Here is an 18,903-nt window from a genome sequence, read left to right as displayed (position 1 = left end):
ATCTAGGTACGAAGCCTATCTATAAAGAATCTCTAAACTGGGAGTGTGTCGATGTGAGAGAGAATACTAACGAGCAATATGGATTAACGCAAGCCCAGCGCCGAATATGGTTCATGGAAATTATGAATCCGGGAACGTCCATCACGATGCTTTCCGCGACCTACCAGATTACGGGCGAGATCAACACACAGCTTCTGGAGCAAGCGGCGGCAGAGATCGTCAAAACCTATGACGTTTTCCGAATCCGCATTAGCGGGGATTTGCAAAATCCAACGCAGTGGTTCGAAGAGCCGGAGAATGTCCAAGCTAGGATAAGCCACCTCGAAATAGGTACAACCGAACAATTCTATGCTTGGGTGAAAGAAGTAAGCGAAAAACCGGCCAGCGTGTTCGACGAACACCTCTACCAATTTACGATTATCCATTTTGCGAACGGCCAAGTATGGCTCAATTTGACGGTAAATCATATTATCGCCGACGGCTTGTCCGTCAATGCTTTGCTGCATGCGGTGATGGAAAAATACCTGGAACTGCGCAAAGGCATCTCCAGCAGTTACCAGGCCCCTTCCTATCTGGATTATATTTCCGCGGAGCGTGAATATGAGCAATCGCAGCGTTATCAAAAAGGCAAGGAATACTGGCTGACGAAGTACAACACTTTGCCTGAAACGACCGGCATTAAATCGTATCCGCCATTCTCGATCGGCAGCGAATCCAATAAACTGGCCATCACTTTGGACGGTTCCCGGTATGAACGCATTCTGGCCTTTAGCGAACAATATCAGGTCAGCTTATATACGTTATTTCTGTCCGCCATGTACGCCTTATTGTACAAGCTGACCGACAGCACCGATGTTCCGGTCGGCACGGTTTTCGCCAATCGCACCAGCAAGAAGGAAAAAGAAACGATCGGCATGTTCGTCAGCACCGTGGCTACGCGGATTCGTCTGAATCCAGACAGGCACGTGCTTTCCTTGATCCAAACGGTTTCCAAGGAAAATACGGCGGATCTGAGGTATCAGAAATACCCTTATAACCAATTGATCCAGGATTTACGCGAACAACACGGCCGCAACGATCTTTCGGGGCTGTTCCGCACGTCTCTGGAATATCTGCCTTTGAAAATCGTGGAGTACGAAGAAATCAAGGTACGCCTGGAGGCTCACTTCGCTAGGCACGAGATGGACGATTTGCTGCTGCGCTTCGACCATATGCTGAATGAAGGCCATGTAATTCTCCATGCTTCCTATCGTACCGGCCTGTTCGAGACGGCCGAGATTGATCGGATTATGGAACAGTATGTAACCGTTCTGGACCAGTTTCTTCAGACTCCCGAACTGCCGGTACGCGAGATTTCTCTGCTGAGCGATGAGGAGAGACACCGCATTCTCAACGTTTTTAACCCGCCGGTGGCAGGGCTGAGCGAGGGAGAAGCGTTTCATCGGTATGTTGAAAAGTTTGCCCGGGAAATTCCGGATCATCCGGCAGTCGTCTACATGGACAAACAGCTGACCTACGGCGAATTGAACGAACGCGCCGAGCGGCTGGCTTCTCTCCTTCGCGAACAGGGCGTGGGAAGGGAGACGATTACGGGGATCTGGGCGGAGCGTTCGGTGGAACTGCTGGTCGGGGTGCTCGCCGTTTGGAAAGCCGGCGGAGCCTATGTACCGCTGGACCCCGATTATCCGGCGGAGCGGATTGAGTACATGCTCAGCGATAGCGATGCATCGGTGCTGCTTACGCAGCGTCATCTGTTGGAGCGGGCCGGAGGTTGGTTGGCCGATGACCGGCTGAAGCTTCAAGCTGTCTATGCCATGGACGATGAACAGATTTATAACGGGGATGCCTTAGCCGTGGAATTTGAATCTGCCGGCAGCGCCCTGCAAGACTTGGCTTATGTGATTTACACCTCGGGTACGACGGGACGCCCGAAAGGCGTCATGATCGAGCACGGTAGTCTCGTGAATACGGCGGATGCGTACCGTCGCGAGTACCGGTTGGATCAGTTTCCGGTGCGGCTGCTGCAGCTGGCCAGCTTCTCGTTTGACGTGTTCGTCGGAGACATCGCGCGGACGCTGTATAACGGAGGCACGATGGTGATTGTGCCGAAGGATGACCGGATTGATCCGAACCTCTTGTACGGCTGGATTCGGGACCAAAACATTACGGTATTCGAATCGACGCCTGCGCTCATCCTGCCGTTCATGCAGCATATTTATGAAGAAGGGCTGGACGTTAGCTCCATGCAGTTGCTGATTACCAGCTCGGATGCTTGCAGTGTCACCGATTACCGATTGCTGCAGGAAAGATTCGGCGGACAATTCCGCATCATCAACAGCTATGGCGTTACCGAAGCGGCCATTGACAGCAGCTTTTACGGTGAGCCGCTGGATAAGCTGCCGCCGTCGGGTCATGTGCCGATCGGCAAAGCTTGGCTGAACGCCCGGTTTTACATTGTCGATGCCGCGTTAAAGCCGGTTCCTGTAGGGGTTCCGGGCGAGCTTGTCATCGGCGGCGCCGGGGTGGCGCGCGGGTACTGGAACCGTCCGGACCTAACCGCCGAGAAGTTTGCGGACAGCCCGTTTGTGCCGGGCGAACGTCTGTACCGGACAGGCGATTTGGCCCGCTGGCTGAAAGACGGCAACGTCGACTTCATCGGCCGGATCGACTATCAGGTGAAAATTCGCGGGTTCCGGATCGAACTCGGCGAAATTGAAACGGCCCTGCTGCGTTTCCCGGGCGTCAAGCAGGCTGTGGTGACCGACCGTACGGATGAGCAGGGGCAAAAGTATTTGTGCGGCTACGTGGCGGCGGATGCTTCCTTGCAGCTGAGCGATCTGCTGTCCCAATTGAAGCAAGAGCTGCCGGCCCATATGGTCCCGGCCCGGCTGGTGTCTCTTGATAAGCTTCCGCTCACGCCGAACGGCAAAATTGACCGTAAAGCGCTGCCTGAACCGACCGGAGAGGTAGAAGCAGGCCGTGAGTATGTGGCTCCTCGCACAACGCTGGAAACAAGACTTGCCCTCATTTGGCAGCAGGTGCTGGGTATTGCGCGAGTTGGAGTCCAAGACGATTTCTTTGACTTGGGTGGTCATTCCTTGCGGGCCTCCACGCTTGTTTCCAAGATTCGGAAAGAGCTGCAAGTCGAGGTTCCGTTGCGGGAAGTTTTCCGCTACACCACGATCGAACAGCTGGCCCAAAGAATCAGCGGTTTAAGGCAGCAGGAGACGTATGAGATCACAAAGGCGGCTGAGGCCGAGTACTATCCGGTTTCATCCGAGCAAAAGCGTCTGTACGTCCTGCGCCAGCTTGACGGGGCCGAGCGCAGCTACAATATGTCGGCGGCGCTTCTTCTCGAAGGCAAGCTGGACCGCACGCGCGTCGAGCACGCGTTCCGGGCGCTGATTCAGCGCCATGAGACGCTGCGTACCGGGATCGAGCAGGTTCAAGGCGAGCTTGTCCAGCGCATCTATGACGAGGTGGAGTTTGCTGTCGATTATTTCCAGGGGAGCGAGCGGGAAGTGGACCAAGTGGTGGAAGCTTACTATCATCCGTTTGATGTGACCAAGCCCCCACTTCTCCGCATCGGCCTGATCGAAGTCGCCGAGGATCGCCACATTCTGCTGTTCGATATGCACCATATCGTCTCGGACGGCATTTCGACAGCGCTGCTCTTCGACGAGTTCAGCCGCCTGTATCGGGGCGAGGAGCTGACCCCGCTGCGCATTCAATACAAAGATTATGCCGTTTGGCAGCATTCCGAAGCTTACGGGCAGCTGCTCCAGCCGCAGAAGGAGTACTGGCTGGAACAGCTGTCGGGCGAGCTGCCGGTCTTGGAGCTGCCGACGGACTTCCCGCGGCCTGCCGTGCAAAGCTTTGACGGCCGGACCGTGAAGTTTTATATCGGGAAAGAGCGGACAGAGAAGCTGAAAGAACTGGCGGCACGGACGGGGACGACCCTGTACATGGTGCTGCTGTCGGCTTACACCATCCTTATGCATAAATATTCGGGTCAGGAAGATCTGATCGTAGGAACGCCGATTGCCGGAAGAACGCAGGAAGAAGTGCAGCCGATCGTAGGGATGTTTATCAACACGCTGGCCATTCGCAGCCGTCCGGAGCGTTCCAAGCCGTACCTTTCGTACCTGGAAGAAATCAAGGACATCACGCTCGGGGCTTTCGAACACCAAAATTATTTGTTCGAAGACTTGGTAGTAAGTCTTCACATTCCGCGCGCGACCGGCCGGAATCCGCTCTTTGACACGTTCTTCTCCCTACAAAATACGGAGAACGAGCAAATTGTCATCGAGGGGCTGGAGCAATCGTTTTATCCACTGGAAAACCAAACATCCAAGTTCGAGCTGCTCCTGGATATTTCGGAGCTGGACGGTCAGCTCGAATGCCGGTTGGAGTACGCTACGGCTTTGTATAAACAGGAGACCGCGGAGCGGTTCGCCAGACATTATGACAAGCTGCTCGAAACCATCGCAGCAGCGCCGGACGGGGATATTGCCTCGTTGGAAATGCTCACGGAGGAGGAAATCCGCGAGCTGGTGCGCGGTTTCAACGATTCGGAGGCGGACTACCCGCGGCAGCAGACGATTCACGGCTTGTTCGAAGAGCAGGCGGAGCTTTACCCGGACAACGTGGCCGCCGTCATGAACGAGCGGCAGCTGACCTACCGCGAGCTGAACGAGCGATCCAACCGCCTTGCGCGGAAGCTGCGGGAGACGGGAGTAGAAGCGGACCAGCTGGTAGCGATTCTGGCCGAACGCTCGCTCGATATGGTCGTCGGCATTCTGGCGATTCTCAAAGCGGGCGGAGCCTACGTGCCTGTCGATCCCGACTACCCGGAGGAGCGCATCCGCTTCATGATCGAGGATTCGGGCGCGCCGTTATTGCTGATTCAAAAGCATCTGCACGAGAAGACCGACTTCGCAGGAACGCGCCTCGAATTGGACGATTTCGTTTGGGGCGACAGAGGAGCGGACTCCGACGATGTGCTGGACGCTTCGAACCTGGAGCCGATTTCCGGGCCGGGCAACCTGGCATATGTCATCTACACGTCGGGAACGACCGGCAGACCGAAAGGAACGCTGATCGAGCATAAGAACGTCGTGCGGCTCCTGTTCAACGACAAGAAACTGTTCGACTTCGGGCCGTCCGACACGTGGACGCTGTTCCACTCGTTCTGCTTCGATTTCTCTGTCTGGGAAATGTACGGAGCGCTGCTGTACGGAGGCAAGCTGGTCATCGTACCGCCGCTGACGGCGAAAAATCCGGCCGATTTCCTGGCGCTGCTGGGCCGCGAACAGGTTACCATTTTGAACCAGACACCAACGTACTTCTACCAGCTGCTGCGTGAGGTCTTGACGGATCATCCATACGATTTGCGTATTCGCAATGTGATCTTTGGGGGCGAAGCGCTGAGTCCGCTGCTGCTCAAGGGCTTCAAGACGAAGTACCCGACGACGAAGCTAATCAATATGTACGGCATTACCGAGACGACGGTTCACGTTACATATAAGGAAATAACGTGGGTCGAAATGGAGGCGGCGAAGAGCAATATCGGCAAGCCGATCCCGACGCTGAGGGTGTACGTCCTGGATGAAAGCTGCCGCCCTGTGCCGATCGGCGTAGCGGGCGAAATGTACGTGGCCGGGGAAGGCCTTGCAAGAGGATATCTGAACCGTCCGGATCTGACGGCGGAGAAGTTCGTCGATTCCCCGTTTGCGGAGGGGGAGAAACTGTACCGCTCGGGCGACTTGGCGGCTTGGCTGCCGGACGGCAATATCGAATACCTGGGCCGAATCGATCACCAGGTCAAAATCCGCGGTTACCGGATCGAACTGGACGAAATCGAGACGCAGCTGCTGAACGTCGAGGGCGTGGAAGAAGCGGTGGTGCTTGCCCGTCAGGACGGCGGGGGCGAGAAGGCACTTGTCGCCTACTTTGTGGCGGACCGGACACTGACGGTCAGCGAAATGAGAACCTCGCTGGCCCAGGGAATGCCGGGGTACATGATCCCGTCGTACTTCGTGCAGCTGGAGCGCATGCCGCTGACGGCCAACGGCAAAGTAGACCGCAAAGCGCTGCCGGAGCCCCAAGGCAGCTTGCAGACGGGCGTCGAATATGTAGCACCGCGTAACCGGACGGAGTCCGAGCTTGTGAAGATCTGGGAGGAAGTGCTGGGTTACTCCGGTATTGGAGTCCTGGACAATTTCTTCGAGCTCGGAGGCCACTCCTTGCGGGCGACGAACCTTGTCAGCAAGATTCAGAAGGAAATGAACGTCGAACTTCCGCTGCGCGATGTGTTCCGCTATACGACGGTAGAGTCGATGGCCGGGGCTATTGCCAGCTTGGAAGAATCGCAGCACAGCTCGATTCCGAAAGCGGAAGAGAAAGCGTACTATCCGGTTTCCTCCGCGCAAAAAAGGCTGTACGTCCTGCACCAGCTGGATAGCTTGGAGCTGAATTATAATCTCCCAAGCGCCTTGCAATTGAGAGGGGCTTTGAACGAGGCCAAAGTGGAAAAGGCGCTGACTACTTTGGTGGCCCGGCACGATATGCTGCGCACCGGATTTGAAATCGTGAATGGGGAGCCGGTTCAGCGTATTCATCCGCTTGTAGCTTTCAAGGTCGAGAAGCTTCAAGCAAGCGAAGATCAGGTTGCGGCCATTCTTGAAGGCTTCATTCAGCCTTTTGACTTGACCCAGCCGCCTTTGCTGCGCGCCCTGCTGATCGAACTGGAGAAAGAGAAATTCCTGCTCGCGCTGGATATTCATCATATTGGTTCCGACGGCCTTTCCATGGACGTGCTGCTGCGTGAATTCGTGCGGCTTTACAATGGGGAAGAATTGCCGGAGCTGCGGATTCAATACAAGGATTACGCCGTTTGGCAGCAATCCGAGGAGCAACGGCAGCGCATCAAACGGCAGGAGGAATACTGGCGCGGGGTATTCAGCTCCGAGCTTCCGGTTCTTGAGCTGCCTCTCGACTTCTCCCGCCCGGCCGTCCAGCAGTTTGACGGTCAAACGCTCACGTTTACGCTGGATGCGGAGAAAAGCGAAGCTCTCAAACGGCTTGCCAGCGATTCGGGAGCGACGCTGTACATGCTTCTGCTGGCTGCGTACTCCGTATTGCTTCATAAATACGCGGGACAGGAAGATATAGTGGTCGGCACTCCGATTGCCGCCCGTTCTCACGCCGACCTGCAGCCGATTATCGGCATGTTCGTCAATACGCTGGCCCTTCGCTTGGGTCCGGCGGCGGAGCGGACGTTCCTGGATTACTTGCAGGAAGTGAAGGAAACGACGCTTGGAGCCTACGAGCACCAGGACTATCCGTTCGAGGAGCTGGTGGAAGCTCTTCAGGTGAGCCGGGATTTAAGCCGGAATCCTCTGTTTGACACCATGTTTTCTTTGCAAAAGCACGAAAGCTTGGATTTAACCCTGGAAGGCTTGCAATGGTCGCTGTTCGACATCGAGGAAAAGACGGCAAAGTTTGATCTTAGCTTTGATATCGTGGAAGCCGATAACGAGCTGGTTTGCAAGATCGAGTACGCTACCTCGTTGTTTAGACAGGAAACGATGGTACGGCTGGCGGGTCATTACGAGCAGCTTTTGGCGTCGATCCTGGCTCAGCCGGGTGCACGGATTTCGGATTTGGATATCTTGACGGACAGCGAAAAGCATGATTTGCTGGTCGGGTTTGACGTGTCGTCTTCGGCTCTTGCGAAGCAACCCGCCGCAGAGGGTACAGGTTTGGAAGCGGATGAGTCGTGGAGAGAGAGAACGTTCCACGAGCTGTTCGAGGAGCAGGCGGAGCGCACTCCGGGAGCGCTGGCGGTTGTCTACGAAGACAGCAAGCTGACGTATGCGGAGCTGAACGCCAAAGCGAATCGTCTGGCGTATGCACTGCGGGCGCGCGGGGTGAAGCCGGAGCAGGTGGTCGGCATTCTGGCCGGCCGTTCGGCGGAGCTGTTGATCGGGGTGCTCGCCGTATGGAAAGCGGGCGGCGCTTATGTGCCGCTCGACCCGGACTATCCGGCGGAGCGGATCGAGTATATGCTCGCGGACAGCGGGGCGTCGGTGCTGCTCACGCAGACCCGCCTGCTGGAGCAGGCGGAAGCTTGGCGCCGCGACGGAGCTCTAGTGCTGCAAACGGTGCTTGCGCTTGACGACGCCGCGACGTACAGCCTCGGAGCGGCGGAAGCGGCTGTGGGCGAAGCAGGCGCAGAGGCGGAGGCTTTGGCGCAAGCGGAAACGGCTGCTGCCGAAACGTCCGCCACGGCAGAAGCCGAGAAGAACGTACTAGCGGCGGATCTCGCATCGAATCCGGCGAATGTGAACAAGCCGCGCGATTTGGCTTACGTCATCTACACCTCCGGTACGACGGGCCGTCCAAAGGGCGTGGCGGTGGAAAACCGCAGCCTGGTGAACACGGCGGCGGGCTACCGGCGGGACTACCGCCTGGATCAGTTCCCGATCCGGCTGCTGCAGCTCGCCAGCTTCTCGTTCGACGTGTTCGTCGGCGACATTGCGCGGACGCTGTACAACGGCGGCACCATGGTCATCGTGCCGAAGGACGACCGGATTGATCCAACCCGCCTCTACGGCTGGATTCGCGACTACGCCGTGACGGTGTTCGAATCGACGCCAGCGCTGATCGTGCCGTTCATGGAGCATGTGCATGCCGAGGGTCTGGACCTCAGCTCGATGCAGCTGCTGATCACAAGCTCGGATGCGTGCAGCGTAGCGGATTACCGCACCTTGCAGGAGCGCTTCGGCTCGCAGTTCCGTATTATTAACAGCTACGGCGTAACGGAAGCGGCGATTGACTCCAGCTTCTATGACGAGCCGCTGGAGAAGCTGCCGAAGACGGGCAGCGTGCCGATTGGGAAAGCGTGGCTGAACGCCAAGTTCTACATCGTGGATGCGAATCTGAAGCCGGTGCCGATCGGGGTGTTGGGCGAGCTGGTTATCGGCGGAGCGGGTGTGGCCCGCGGTTACTTGAACCGCCCGGATTTGACGGCGGAGAAATTCGTAGACAGCCCGTTCGCCGCTGGGGAGCGGCTGTACCGGACGGGTGACCTGGCGCGCTGGATGCCGGACGGCAACGTGGACTTCATCGGCCGGATCGACAACCAGGTGAAAATTCGCGGCTATCGGATCGAGCTTGGTGAAATTGAAGCGGCCATGAAAAATGTTGCCGGCGTGCGTCAAGCGCTTGTCATCGACCGGACGGACGAGCGGGGGCAGAAATATTTGTGCGGGTATGTCGTAGCGGATTCCAGCTTCGATCTGGAAGGGCTTGTGGCCCATCTGGACGCCGCGCTGCCTTCCCATATGGTGCCTTCGCGCATCATGCGCCTGGATCAAATGCCGCTTACGCCGAACGGGAAGATCGACCGTAAAGCGCTGCCTGTGCCGGAAGGAAGCATTCGTGCCGAGGCTGCATACACGGCGCCTCGTACTCCTGCCGAGCAAGCACTTGCATCGGTCTGGCAGTCGGTGCTGGGCGTGGATCAGGTCGGCACGATGGACAATTTCTTTGCGCTCGGCGGCGATTCGATCAAGGCCTTGCAGGTATCGTCCCGTCTTTTGCAAACGGGGTACAAGCTGGTCATGAAAGATTTGTTCCATTACCCGACGATTTCCGCCCTTAGTTTGCAGCTGCAAACGGCGGAGAGAACGGCAAGCCAGGCCGAAGTGACGGGAGAGGTCATCTTGACCCCGATTCAGCGCTGGTTCTTTGAACAAAATCCGGCCGACGTGCATCACAGCAACCAGGCGTTCATGCAGTTCTCCAAGCAAGGCTTTGACGAAGAAGCTTTACGCCAAGCGGTGCGTCAGCTTGTCGTGCATCACGATGCTCTCCGTACGGTTTACCGCCAAACCGAGAACGGCTATACCGCCTGGAACCGCGGCGCCGGGGAGAACGAAGCGCTGTTCGATCTGGAAGTTGTCGATTTCAAGGGAGTCGGCGACGTGAAAGAAGCGGTAGAGGCTAAGGCGAATGACATTCAAGCGAGCATCGATCTGGAAAACGGTCCGCTGGTGAAGCTCGGCTTGTTCCGCTGCGACGACGGCGACCACCTGCTCATCGCGATCCATCACTTGGTCGTAGACGGCGTATCCTGGCGGATTCTGCTTGAGGATTTTGCTGCCGGCTATGAGCAGGCGCTGCAAGGGCAGCCGATCCGTCTGCCGCTCAAAACGGATTCATTCCAAACGTGGGCGAAACAGCTCGCTGATTATGCGAACGGTCCGGCGATGGAAAGCGAGAGAGAGTATTGGCAGCATATCGAGCAATTGACCTATGAGCCGCTTCCGAAAGATTTTGAACAAGGCAGATCCAAGCTGAAGGACAGCGGGCTCGTGACCGTTCGCTGGACGGCGGAGGAAACCGAACAGCTGCTGAAGCAGGCACACCGTGCTTACCATACGGAAATGAACGATTTGCTGCTTGCCGCGCTTGGCCTCGCGGTACAAGCTTGGAGCGGCCGGGAACGCGTGCTGGTGAATCTCGAAGGCCACGGCCGGGAAGATATTTTGCCGGATGTGGACATTACGCGCACGGTAGGCTGGTTTACAAGCCAATTCCCTGTCGTTCTGGAGCCGGGTCACGCCCAGGCGCTCGGTCATCAGGTGAAACAGGTTAAAGAAAGCTTGCGCCGCATTCCGAACAAAGGAATCGGCTACGGCATCCTGCGTTATTTGTCGGCGCCGCGTGACGGCGAGCGCTTCGCTTTGGAGCCGGAGATCAGCTTTAACTATTTGGGTCAGTTCGACCAGGATTACGAAAGCAGCGGCTCGAGGCCGTCTCCGTTCAGCCCGGGCTCCGATTCAAGCCCGAATGCAGTGATGGATTATGTCCTCGATATCAACGGTATGGTGTCGGAAGGAGTGCAGGAACTCACGATCCGTTATGGGGAAACCCAGTATAAACGGGAAACGGTAGAGCGCCTGGGCACCCTGCTTCATTCGAGCTTGCGTGAAGTCATCAGCCATTGCGTATCGAAAGAGCGGCCGGAGCTTACGCCTAGCGACGTACTGCTTCAAGATGTGACGTTGGAGGAACTGGAGCGGCTGACCGAACATACGGCGGCGCTCGGCGAACTGGAGAATGTATACACCCTGACTCCGCTGCAAAAAGGGATGTTGTTCCACAGCCTGCTGGATGCCGATTCGGAAGCTTACTTCGAACAGGTGACCTTCGATTTGTACGGAAGCCTGAATGTCGAAGCCTTCACCCAAGGATTGGATACGCTGGTGCAGCGGAATGAGGCGCTGCGGACCAACTTTATTACCGGCTGGAGAGACGAGCCGATTCAAGTGGTATTCCGCGAGCGGAAGTGTGAAGTGTACTTCGAAGATATTCGCTCAGTAAGCGATGATGACCCGGAGAAGATGATAGCCGATTTCGTCAGCGCAGATAAAGCGAACAAGTTCGATTTGGCCCGAGGCTCTCTTATGCGCGTGACAGTTTTGCGAACGGGCGACGAGTCCTACCATGTGATCTGGAGTCACCATCACATTTTGATGGACGGCTGGTGCATGTCCTTCATGATCAAGGAAGTGTTCGACACCTACTTCGCGTTCCAGGAGAAGCGGACGCTGGAGCTTCCTCCGGTTACCTCGTACTCCCGGTATATCGAATGGCTGGAAGCTCAAGATGCCGCGAAAGCTTCGCGTTACTGGTCCGAGTATTTGGCGGGTTACGATCAGCAGACCAAGCTGCCCCAGGAGAAAACGCAGCTGAAGCAGGGCGCTTTTGAAACGGCTGAAATCGATGTGGAACTCAGCAAGGAACTGACCGGGCAAATCGAGCGGGTGGCGCGCCAGCAGCAGGTGACGCTCAATACGTTCATGCAGACCGTATGGGGACTGGTTCTGCAGGTATACAACAACAGCGAGGATGTCGTATTCGGCTCCGTCGTATCCGGGCGTCCGGCGGAAATTCCGGGCATCGAAAGCATGATCGGCCTGTTTATTAATACGATCCCGGTCCGTATTCAAGGCAAAGCCGAGGAGACGGTAGCCGATATCTTGAGAAAAACCCAGGATCAAGCGCTGGCATCGGGAGCTTACGAAACGTTCCCGCTGTTCGAAATTCAGTCGCTGAGCGAGCAAAAGCGCGACTTGATCAACCATATCATGGTCTTTGAAAATTATCCGATGGAAGAACAGATTGAGCAGGTCGTCGGCGGAGACAAAGAAGCGCTGAAAATCGCTAATATCCAGTCGCCGGAGCAAACGAACTACGACCTGGACATTACCGTCATTCCGGAAGAGCATATTTTGCTGCGGTTTACGTACAATGCGCTGACGTTCAGAGAGGAAGACATCAGGCTGATCCACGGTCATTTTGCCCGGGCACTGGAGAAGGTTGGGGCTAACCCGAACATCCGCGTGAATCAGTTGGAGCTTTTGACGGCGGCGGAAAAAGAGAAAATTCTTGGCGCGTTTAACCCAGCGCAGCCGGAAGCGGCTCCTGCGTCGGCGTTCCACCGGCTGTTCGAGGAACAGGCGGAACGCACGCCGGAAGCGGCAGCTGTCGTGTACGAGAACGACCGGCTGACGTATGCGGAGCTGAACGAGCGGGCGAATCGCTTGGCGGCTACGCTGCGCGCAAGCGGCATCGGCCGGGAGACGATCGTCGGCATTCTCGCCGAGCGTTCGGTGGACTTGCTGGTGGCCGTGCTGGCCGTCTGGAAAGCGGGCGGGGCGTATGTGCCGCTCGACCCGGATTATCCGGCAGACCGCGTGCGGTTCATGCTTGAGGACAGCGGAGCGAAGGTGCTGCTGACGCAAACGCCGCTGCGAGAGCGCGCCGAAGCCTGGCTCGGCGAAGAGGAGCTGGCGCTGGCGGCGGTGCTGTACCTCGACGACGAAACCTCGTACAGCGAGGAGGGGACGAATGCCGACAGCTTCCATGAAGCCCGTCCAGAGGACCTGGCGTACGTGATCTATACGTCGGGAACGACGGGCAAGCCGAAGGGCGTGATGATCGAGCACCGCAGCCTGGTGAACACGGCGGCGGGCTACCGGCGGGAATACCGGTTGGATCAGTTCCCTGTGCGGCTGCTGCAGCTCGCAAGCTTCTCGTTCGACGTGTTCGTGGGAGATATCGCGCGGACGCTGTACAACGGAGGCACGATGGTGATTGTGCCGAAGGACGACCGGATCGATCCGTCTCGTCTGCACTACTGGATTGAGCGGGAGCGGGTCACCATCTTCGAATCGACACCGGCGCTGATCGTGCCGTTCCTGGAGTACGTGCACGATCAGCAACTGGATATGAGCCGGTTGGAGCTGTTGATCACGAGCTCGGACAGCTGCAGCGTGGCGGATTACCGGACCTTGCAGGAACGCTTCGGCTCGTTGTTCCGGATCATCAACGCATACGGCGTGACGGAAGCGGCGATCGACTCAAGCTTCTACGACGAGGAGCTGGCGAAGCTGCCGCAGACAGGCCATGTGCCGATCGGCAAAGCGTGGCTGAATGCGAAATTCTACATCGTGGATGCGCATCTGAATCCGGTGCCGGTCGGGGTGCTGGGCGAGCTGGTCATCGGCGGAGTCGGGGTAGCGCGCGGGTACTTGAACCGTCCGGAGCTGACAGAAGAGAAGTTCGTAGACAGCCCGTTCGCCGCGGGCGAGCGGCTGTACCGCACAGGAGACTTGGCGCGGTGGATGGAAGACGGCAACGTGGACTTCATCGGCCGGATCGACAACCAGGCGAAAATCCGGGGGTACCGGATTGAGACGGGCGAAGTCGAAGCGAAGCTGCTGAGTGTAGGTGGCGTGAAGGAAGCGGTCGTCGTCGTCAGGGAAGATCAAGAAGGTCAGAAAGCTTTGTGCGCTTATTATACAGCGGAAGAAGGCTTGACGGCGGCGGACCTGAAGCGGGCGATTGCCAGCGAGCTGCCGGGGTACATGATCCCGTCGTACTTCGTGGAGCTGGAGCGCCTGCCTCTGACGCCGAACGGAAAGATCGACCGGAAGGCGCTGCCGGCACCGGAAGGGGGAGCAGGCGGAGGCCGCGAATACGTGGCGCCGCGCACCGAACTGGAGGCGAAGCTGGCCGCCATTTGGCAGGATGTGCTTGTTCGGGAGAAGGCGGTAGGCGTAACGGACAACTTCTTCGACCTCGGCGGACACTCCCTGCGGGCGACGACGCTTGTCAGCAAAATGCATAAGGAGCTAGGCGTTGAATTCCCGCTTCGCGACGTATTCCGCTACTCGACGGTTGAGGAAATGGCCGCGGCTATGGAGCGGCTGGAGATCGGCTCGTTCACGGCTATTCCGGCTGCGGAACCTAGCGAGTATTATCCGCTCTCTTCCGCTCAGAAACGTCTCTATATCTTGAACCAGCTGGAAGGAGCCGAGCTGAGCTACAACATACCGGGAGCTATGCTGCTCGAAGGGGAGCTCGACCGGCAGCGGTTTGAAGAAGCGTTCCGGGGGCTCGTAGCTCGTCATGAAACGCTGCGTACCGGCTTTGAGATGGTAAAAGGCGAAGCGGTTCAGCGGATTTACGAAGAAGCCGCCTTCCAGGTGGAATATGTGCAGATCAGCGGGGAGCAGGCGGAAGAAACGGTGCGCCAATTCGTTCGTCCGTTTGATCTAGCGAAGCCGCCACTTCTGCGGGTAGGCCTTGCCGAACTGGCGCCGGACCGGCACATTCTAATGTTCGATACGCATCATATCGTATCTGACGGCGTTTCGATTGACGTACTGATCGAAGAGTTCGTCCGCTTGTACAGCGGGGAGCAGTTGGAGCCGCTCCGCATTCAGTACAAAGATTATGCGGTATGGCAGCAATCGGACGTGCAGAAAGCTCAGCTTGCCAAGCAGGAAGCCTACTGGCTCGACATGTTCCGCGGAGAGCTGCCGGTTTTGGAATTGTCGACGGACTATCCGCGCCCGGCTATGCAGAGCTACGAGGGCCGCACGCTGCAATTGTTTATGCATAGCGAGAAAAGCGAGGGTCTGAAACGGCTTGCAGCCGAGAACGGCGCAACGCTTTACATGGTTCTGCTTGCTGGTTATACAATATTATTGCATAAATATACAGGGCAAGAAGACGTGGTGGTCGGTACGCCGATTGCGGGAAGAAATCATAGCGACGTTCAGCCGCTGATCGGGATGTTCGTCAATACCCTGGCCATCCGCAGTTATCCGGCTGCCGGTAAGACGTTCCTTGACTACTTGAAGGAAATCAAGGAGACGACGCTGGGCGCTTTTGAACATCAGAATTATCCGTTTGAGGAACTGGTGGATAAGGTGAACGTGGCTCGTGATTTACGCCGCAATCCGCTGTTCGATACGATGTTTGCTTTGCAGAATACAGAGAATTTGGAAATCCAGCTTCCCGGACTCCATTTGTCGACGTATGCCAGCGAAGAAATTGTTTCTAAATTCGATCTCAGCTTGGACGTCACGGAGATCGAGGAAGGCTTGGAATATCTGTTTGAATACGCCACTGCTCTTTATAAAACCGAAACGGTGGAGAAATTGGCCGCTCACTACTTGCAGCTGCTTGAATCCATTCTTCGCAACCCATCGGCGACTATTGCCGAGCTGGGCATTTTGACACCGGCGGAAAAAGAGCAAATTCTCGGCGCGTTTAACCCGGCGCAGCCGGAGGCGGCTCCTACGGCCGCGTTCCACCGGCTGTTTGAGGAACAGGCGGAGTGCACGCCGGAAGAGGCGGCCGTCGTGTACGAGAATGACCGGCTGACCTATGCGGAGCTGAACGAGCGGGCGAATCGCTTGGCGGCTACGCTGCGCGCAAGCGGCATCGGCCGGGAGACGATCGTCGGCATTCTCGCCGAGCGTTCGGTGGACTTGCTGGTGGCCGTGCTGGCCGTCTGGAAAGCGGGCGGGGCGTATGTGCCGCTCGACCCGGATTATCCGGCGGACCGCGTGCGGTTCATGCTTGAAGACAGCGGAGCGAAGGTACTGCTGACGCAAACGCCGCTGCGAGAGCGTGCCGAAGCCTGGCTCGGCGAAGAGGAGCTGGCGCTGGCGGCGGTGCTGTACCTGGACGACGAAGCGTCGTACAGCGAGGAGCGGACGAATGCCGACAGCTTCCATGAAGCCCGTCCGGAGGATCTGGCGTACGTGATCTATACGTCGGGAACGACGGGCAAGCCGAAGGGCGTGATGATCGAGCACCGCAGCCTGGTGAACACGGCGGCGGGCTACCGGCGGGAATACCGGTTGGATCAGTTCCCGGTGCGGCTGCTGCAGCTCGCAAGCTTCTCGTTCGACGTGTTCGTGGGAGATATCGCGCGGACGCTGTACAACGGAGGCACGATGGTGATTGTGCCGAAGGACGACCGGATCGATCCGTCTCGTCTGCACCACTGGATGGAGCGGGAGCGGATCACCATCTTCGAATCGACACCGGCGCTGATCGTGCCGTTCCTGGAGTACGTGCACGAGCAGCGGCTGGATATGAGCTGGATGGAGCTGTTGATCACGAGCTCAGACAGCTGCAGCGTGGCGGATTACCGGACCTTGCAGGAACGCTTCGGCTCGTTGTTCCGGATCATCAACGCATACGGCGTGACGGAAGCGGCGATCGACTCAAGCTTCTACGACGAGGAGCTGGCGAAGCTGCCGCAGACAGGCCATGTGCCAATCGGCAAAGCGTGGCTGAATGCGAAATTCTACATCGTGGATGCGCATCTGAATCCGGTGCCGGTCGGGGTGCTGGGCGAGCTGGTCATCGGCGCAGTCGGAGTAGCGCGCGGGTACTTGAACCGTCCGGAGCTGACAGAAGAGAAGTTCGTAGACAGCCCGTTCGCCGCGGGCGAGCGGCTGTACCGCACAGGAGACTTGGCGCGGTGGATGGAAGACGGCAACGTGGACTTCATCGGCCGGATCGACAACCAGGCGAAAATCCGGGGGTACCGGATTGAGACGGGCGAAGTCGAAGCGAAGCTGCTGAGTGTAGGTGGCGTGAAGGAAGCGGTCGTCGTCGTCAGGGAAGATCAAGAAGGTCAGAAAGCTTTGTGCGCTTATTATACAGCGGAAGAAGGCTTGACGGCGGCGGACCTGAAACGGGCGATCTCCAGCGAGCTGCCGGGTTACATGATCCCGTCGTACTTCGTGGAGCTGGAGCGCCTGCCTCTGACGCCGAACGGGAAAATCGACCGGAAGGCGCTGCCGGCGCCGGAAGGGGGAGCAAGCGCAGGCCGCGAATACGTGGCGCCGCGCACCGAACTGGAGGCGAAACTGGTCGCCATCTGGCAGGACGTGCTCGGGCCGGTCACGATTGGCGTGACGGACAACTTCTTCGACCTCGGCGGGCACTCCCTGCGGGCGACGACGCTGGTCAGCAAGTTGCACAAGGAGCTGAGGGTGGACCTGCCGCTGCGCGATGTGTTCCGGCACTCGACCATCGAAGCGATGGCCGAAGCGATCAGCCAATTGGAGCGGCAGGAATACCTCTCCATTCCGGTTCTGGATAAGAGGGATTACTATCCGCTTTCCTCCGTGCAAAAACGGCTGTACATCCAGCAGCAGATGGAAGGCGCCGAGCTTAGCTACAACATGTCCGGCATGACGGTTCTCGTCGGGCGCTTGGAACGGAATCAATTCGAGGCGGCGCTCAAAGGATTGATAGCTCGTCACGAAATTTTGCGAACCGGCTTCGAAATGGTCGACGGCGAACCGGTACAACGGATTTATCCGGACTTGAAGTTTGCCGTCGAGTATACGAAAGCGACGGAAAGTGAAACGAAGAGCATCGTAGACGGCTTTGTACGCGTCTTTGATTTGGAGCGGCCGCCGCTGCTGCGTGTGGGCTTAGTCGAATGGGAAGCGGAACGACATCTGCTCATGCTGGACATTCATCATATCGTCACGGATGGCATGTCGATGGGCATCTTCGTCGAAGAGCTGCTGCGCCTGTATAACGGCGAGACTCTGGAACCGCTTCGGATTCAATACAAGGAATTCGCCGCTTGGCAGCAGTCCGAACCTGTAAAAGAGCGGCTGAAACGTCAGGAAGCCTACTGGCTGGACGTGCTGGAAGGCGAACTGCCGACGCTTGAACTGCCTACGGACTTTGTCAGACCTGCCGCTCGCAGCTTTGAGGGAGATGTGCTGCCTTTCAGCATCGACAAGCAGATGACCGACAGCTTGCAGCGCATCGCCGATGAGAACGGTGCCACCCTTTATATGGTGTTATTGGCGGCCTATTCAATCCTGCTCAGCAAGTACTCGGGACAAGAAGACTTCATTGTAGGCACGCCGGTTTCGGGCCGCACACATGCCGACCTGGAGCCGCTCATCGGAATGTTTGTCAACACTTTGGCGATTCGCCATTATCCGTCCGGGGAGAAGACGTTCCTCGCTTACTTGAACGAAGTCAAAGAAACGATGCTGGGGGCCTACGACCACCAGGATTATCCGTTCGAGGAGCTTGTGAAAAAGCTGCAGGCGCCGCGAGATCAAAGCCGCAATCCTGTATTCGATGTCATGTTTGCTCTAGAAACCAAGGAAGATAACGTTCAAAGCTTCGGGGATATCAAGATCGAATCTTATCCGGAAACTCATACGGTTTCCCAATTTGATCTTACCTTGGTCATTTCGTTGCTGGATGAGGGAATGAACGGGCAGTTTGAATATGCCACCAAGTTGTTTACGCTCAATCTGATCGACAATTTCGCTCAGGACCTGCTCGTGATCATCACCCAAATTTGCGAACAGCCTTCGGTGCTGTTGAAGGATATTTCCCTGAACGGGCAATCCGAACAGGAGCAAGATGTGCTAGAGGCCATTGATATTATTTTCTAATCCCTTACCCGGCTTGGGTGTATGCCGTATTTCTCTCGGTACGCATCCTGCCGGGTGTTTTTTTCCAAATGAAAGGGAAAAATCCACC

The 18,903-nt window shown here is 57.2% G+C and carries 1 protein-coding gene; it reads left to right on the top strand.

Features of this window, described 5'->3' with window-relative positions:
* The first annotated feature begins 53 nt into the window (after positions 1–53).
* A complete protein-coding gene (locus tag MKY24_RS23335) occupies positions 54–18,815 on the top strand; it encodes a non-ribosomal peptide synthase/polyketide synthase (RefSeq protein WP_339200984.1) in 18,762 nt (6,253 codons plus the stop codon).
* The last annotated feature ends 88 nt before the right edge of the window (positions 18,816–18,903 follow it).

The organism is Paenibacillus sp. FSL P2-0322 (assembly GCF_037975315.1).
GTDB classification, from domain to species: domain Bacteria; phylum Bacillota; class Bacilli; order Paenibacillales; family Paenibacillaceae; genus Paenibacillus; species Paenibacillus polymyxa_B.
The sequence above is the reverse complement of the archived record's forward strand: the minus strand, read 5'-3'. Positions and strand labels throughout refer to the sequence as shown.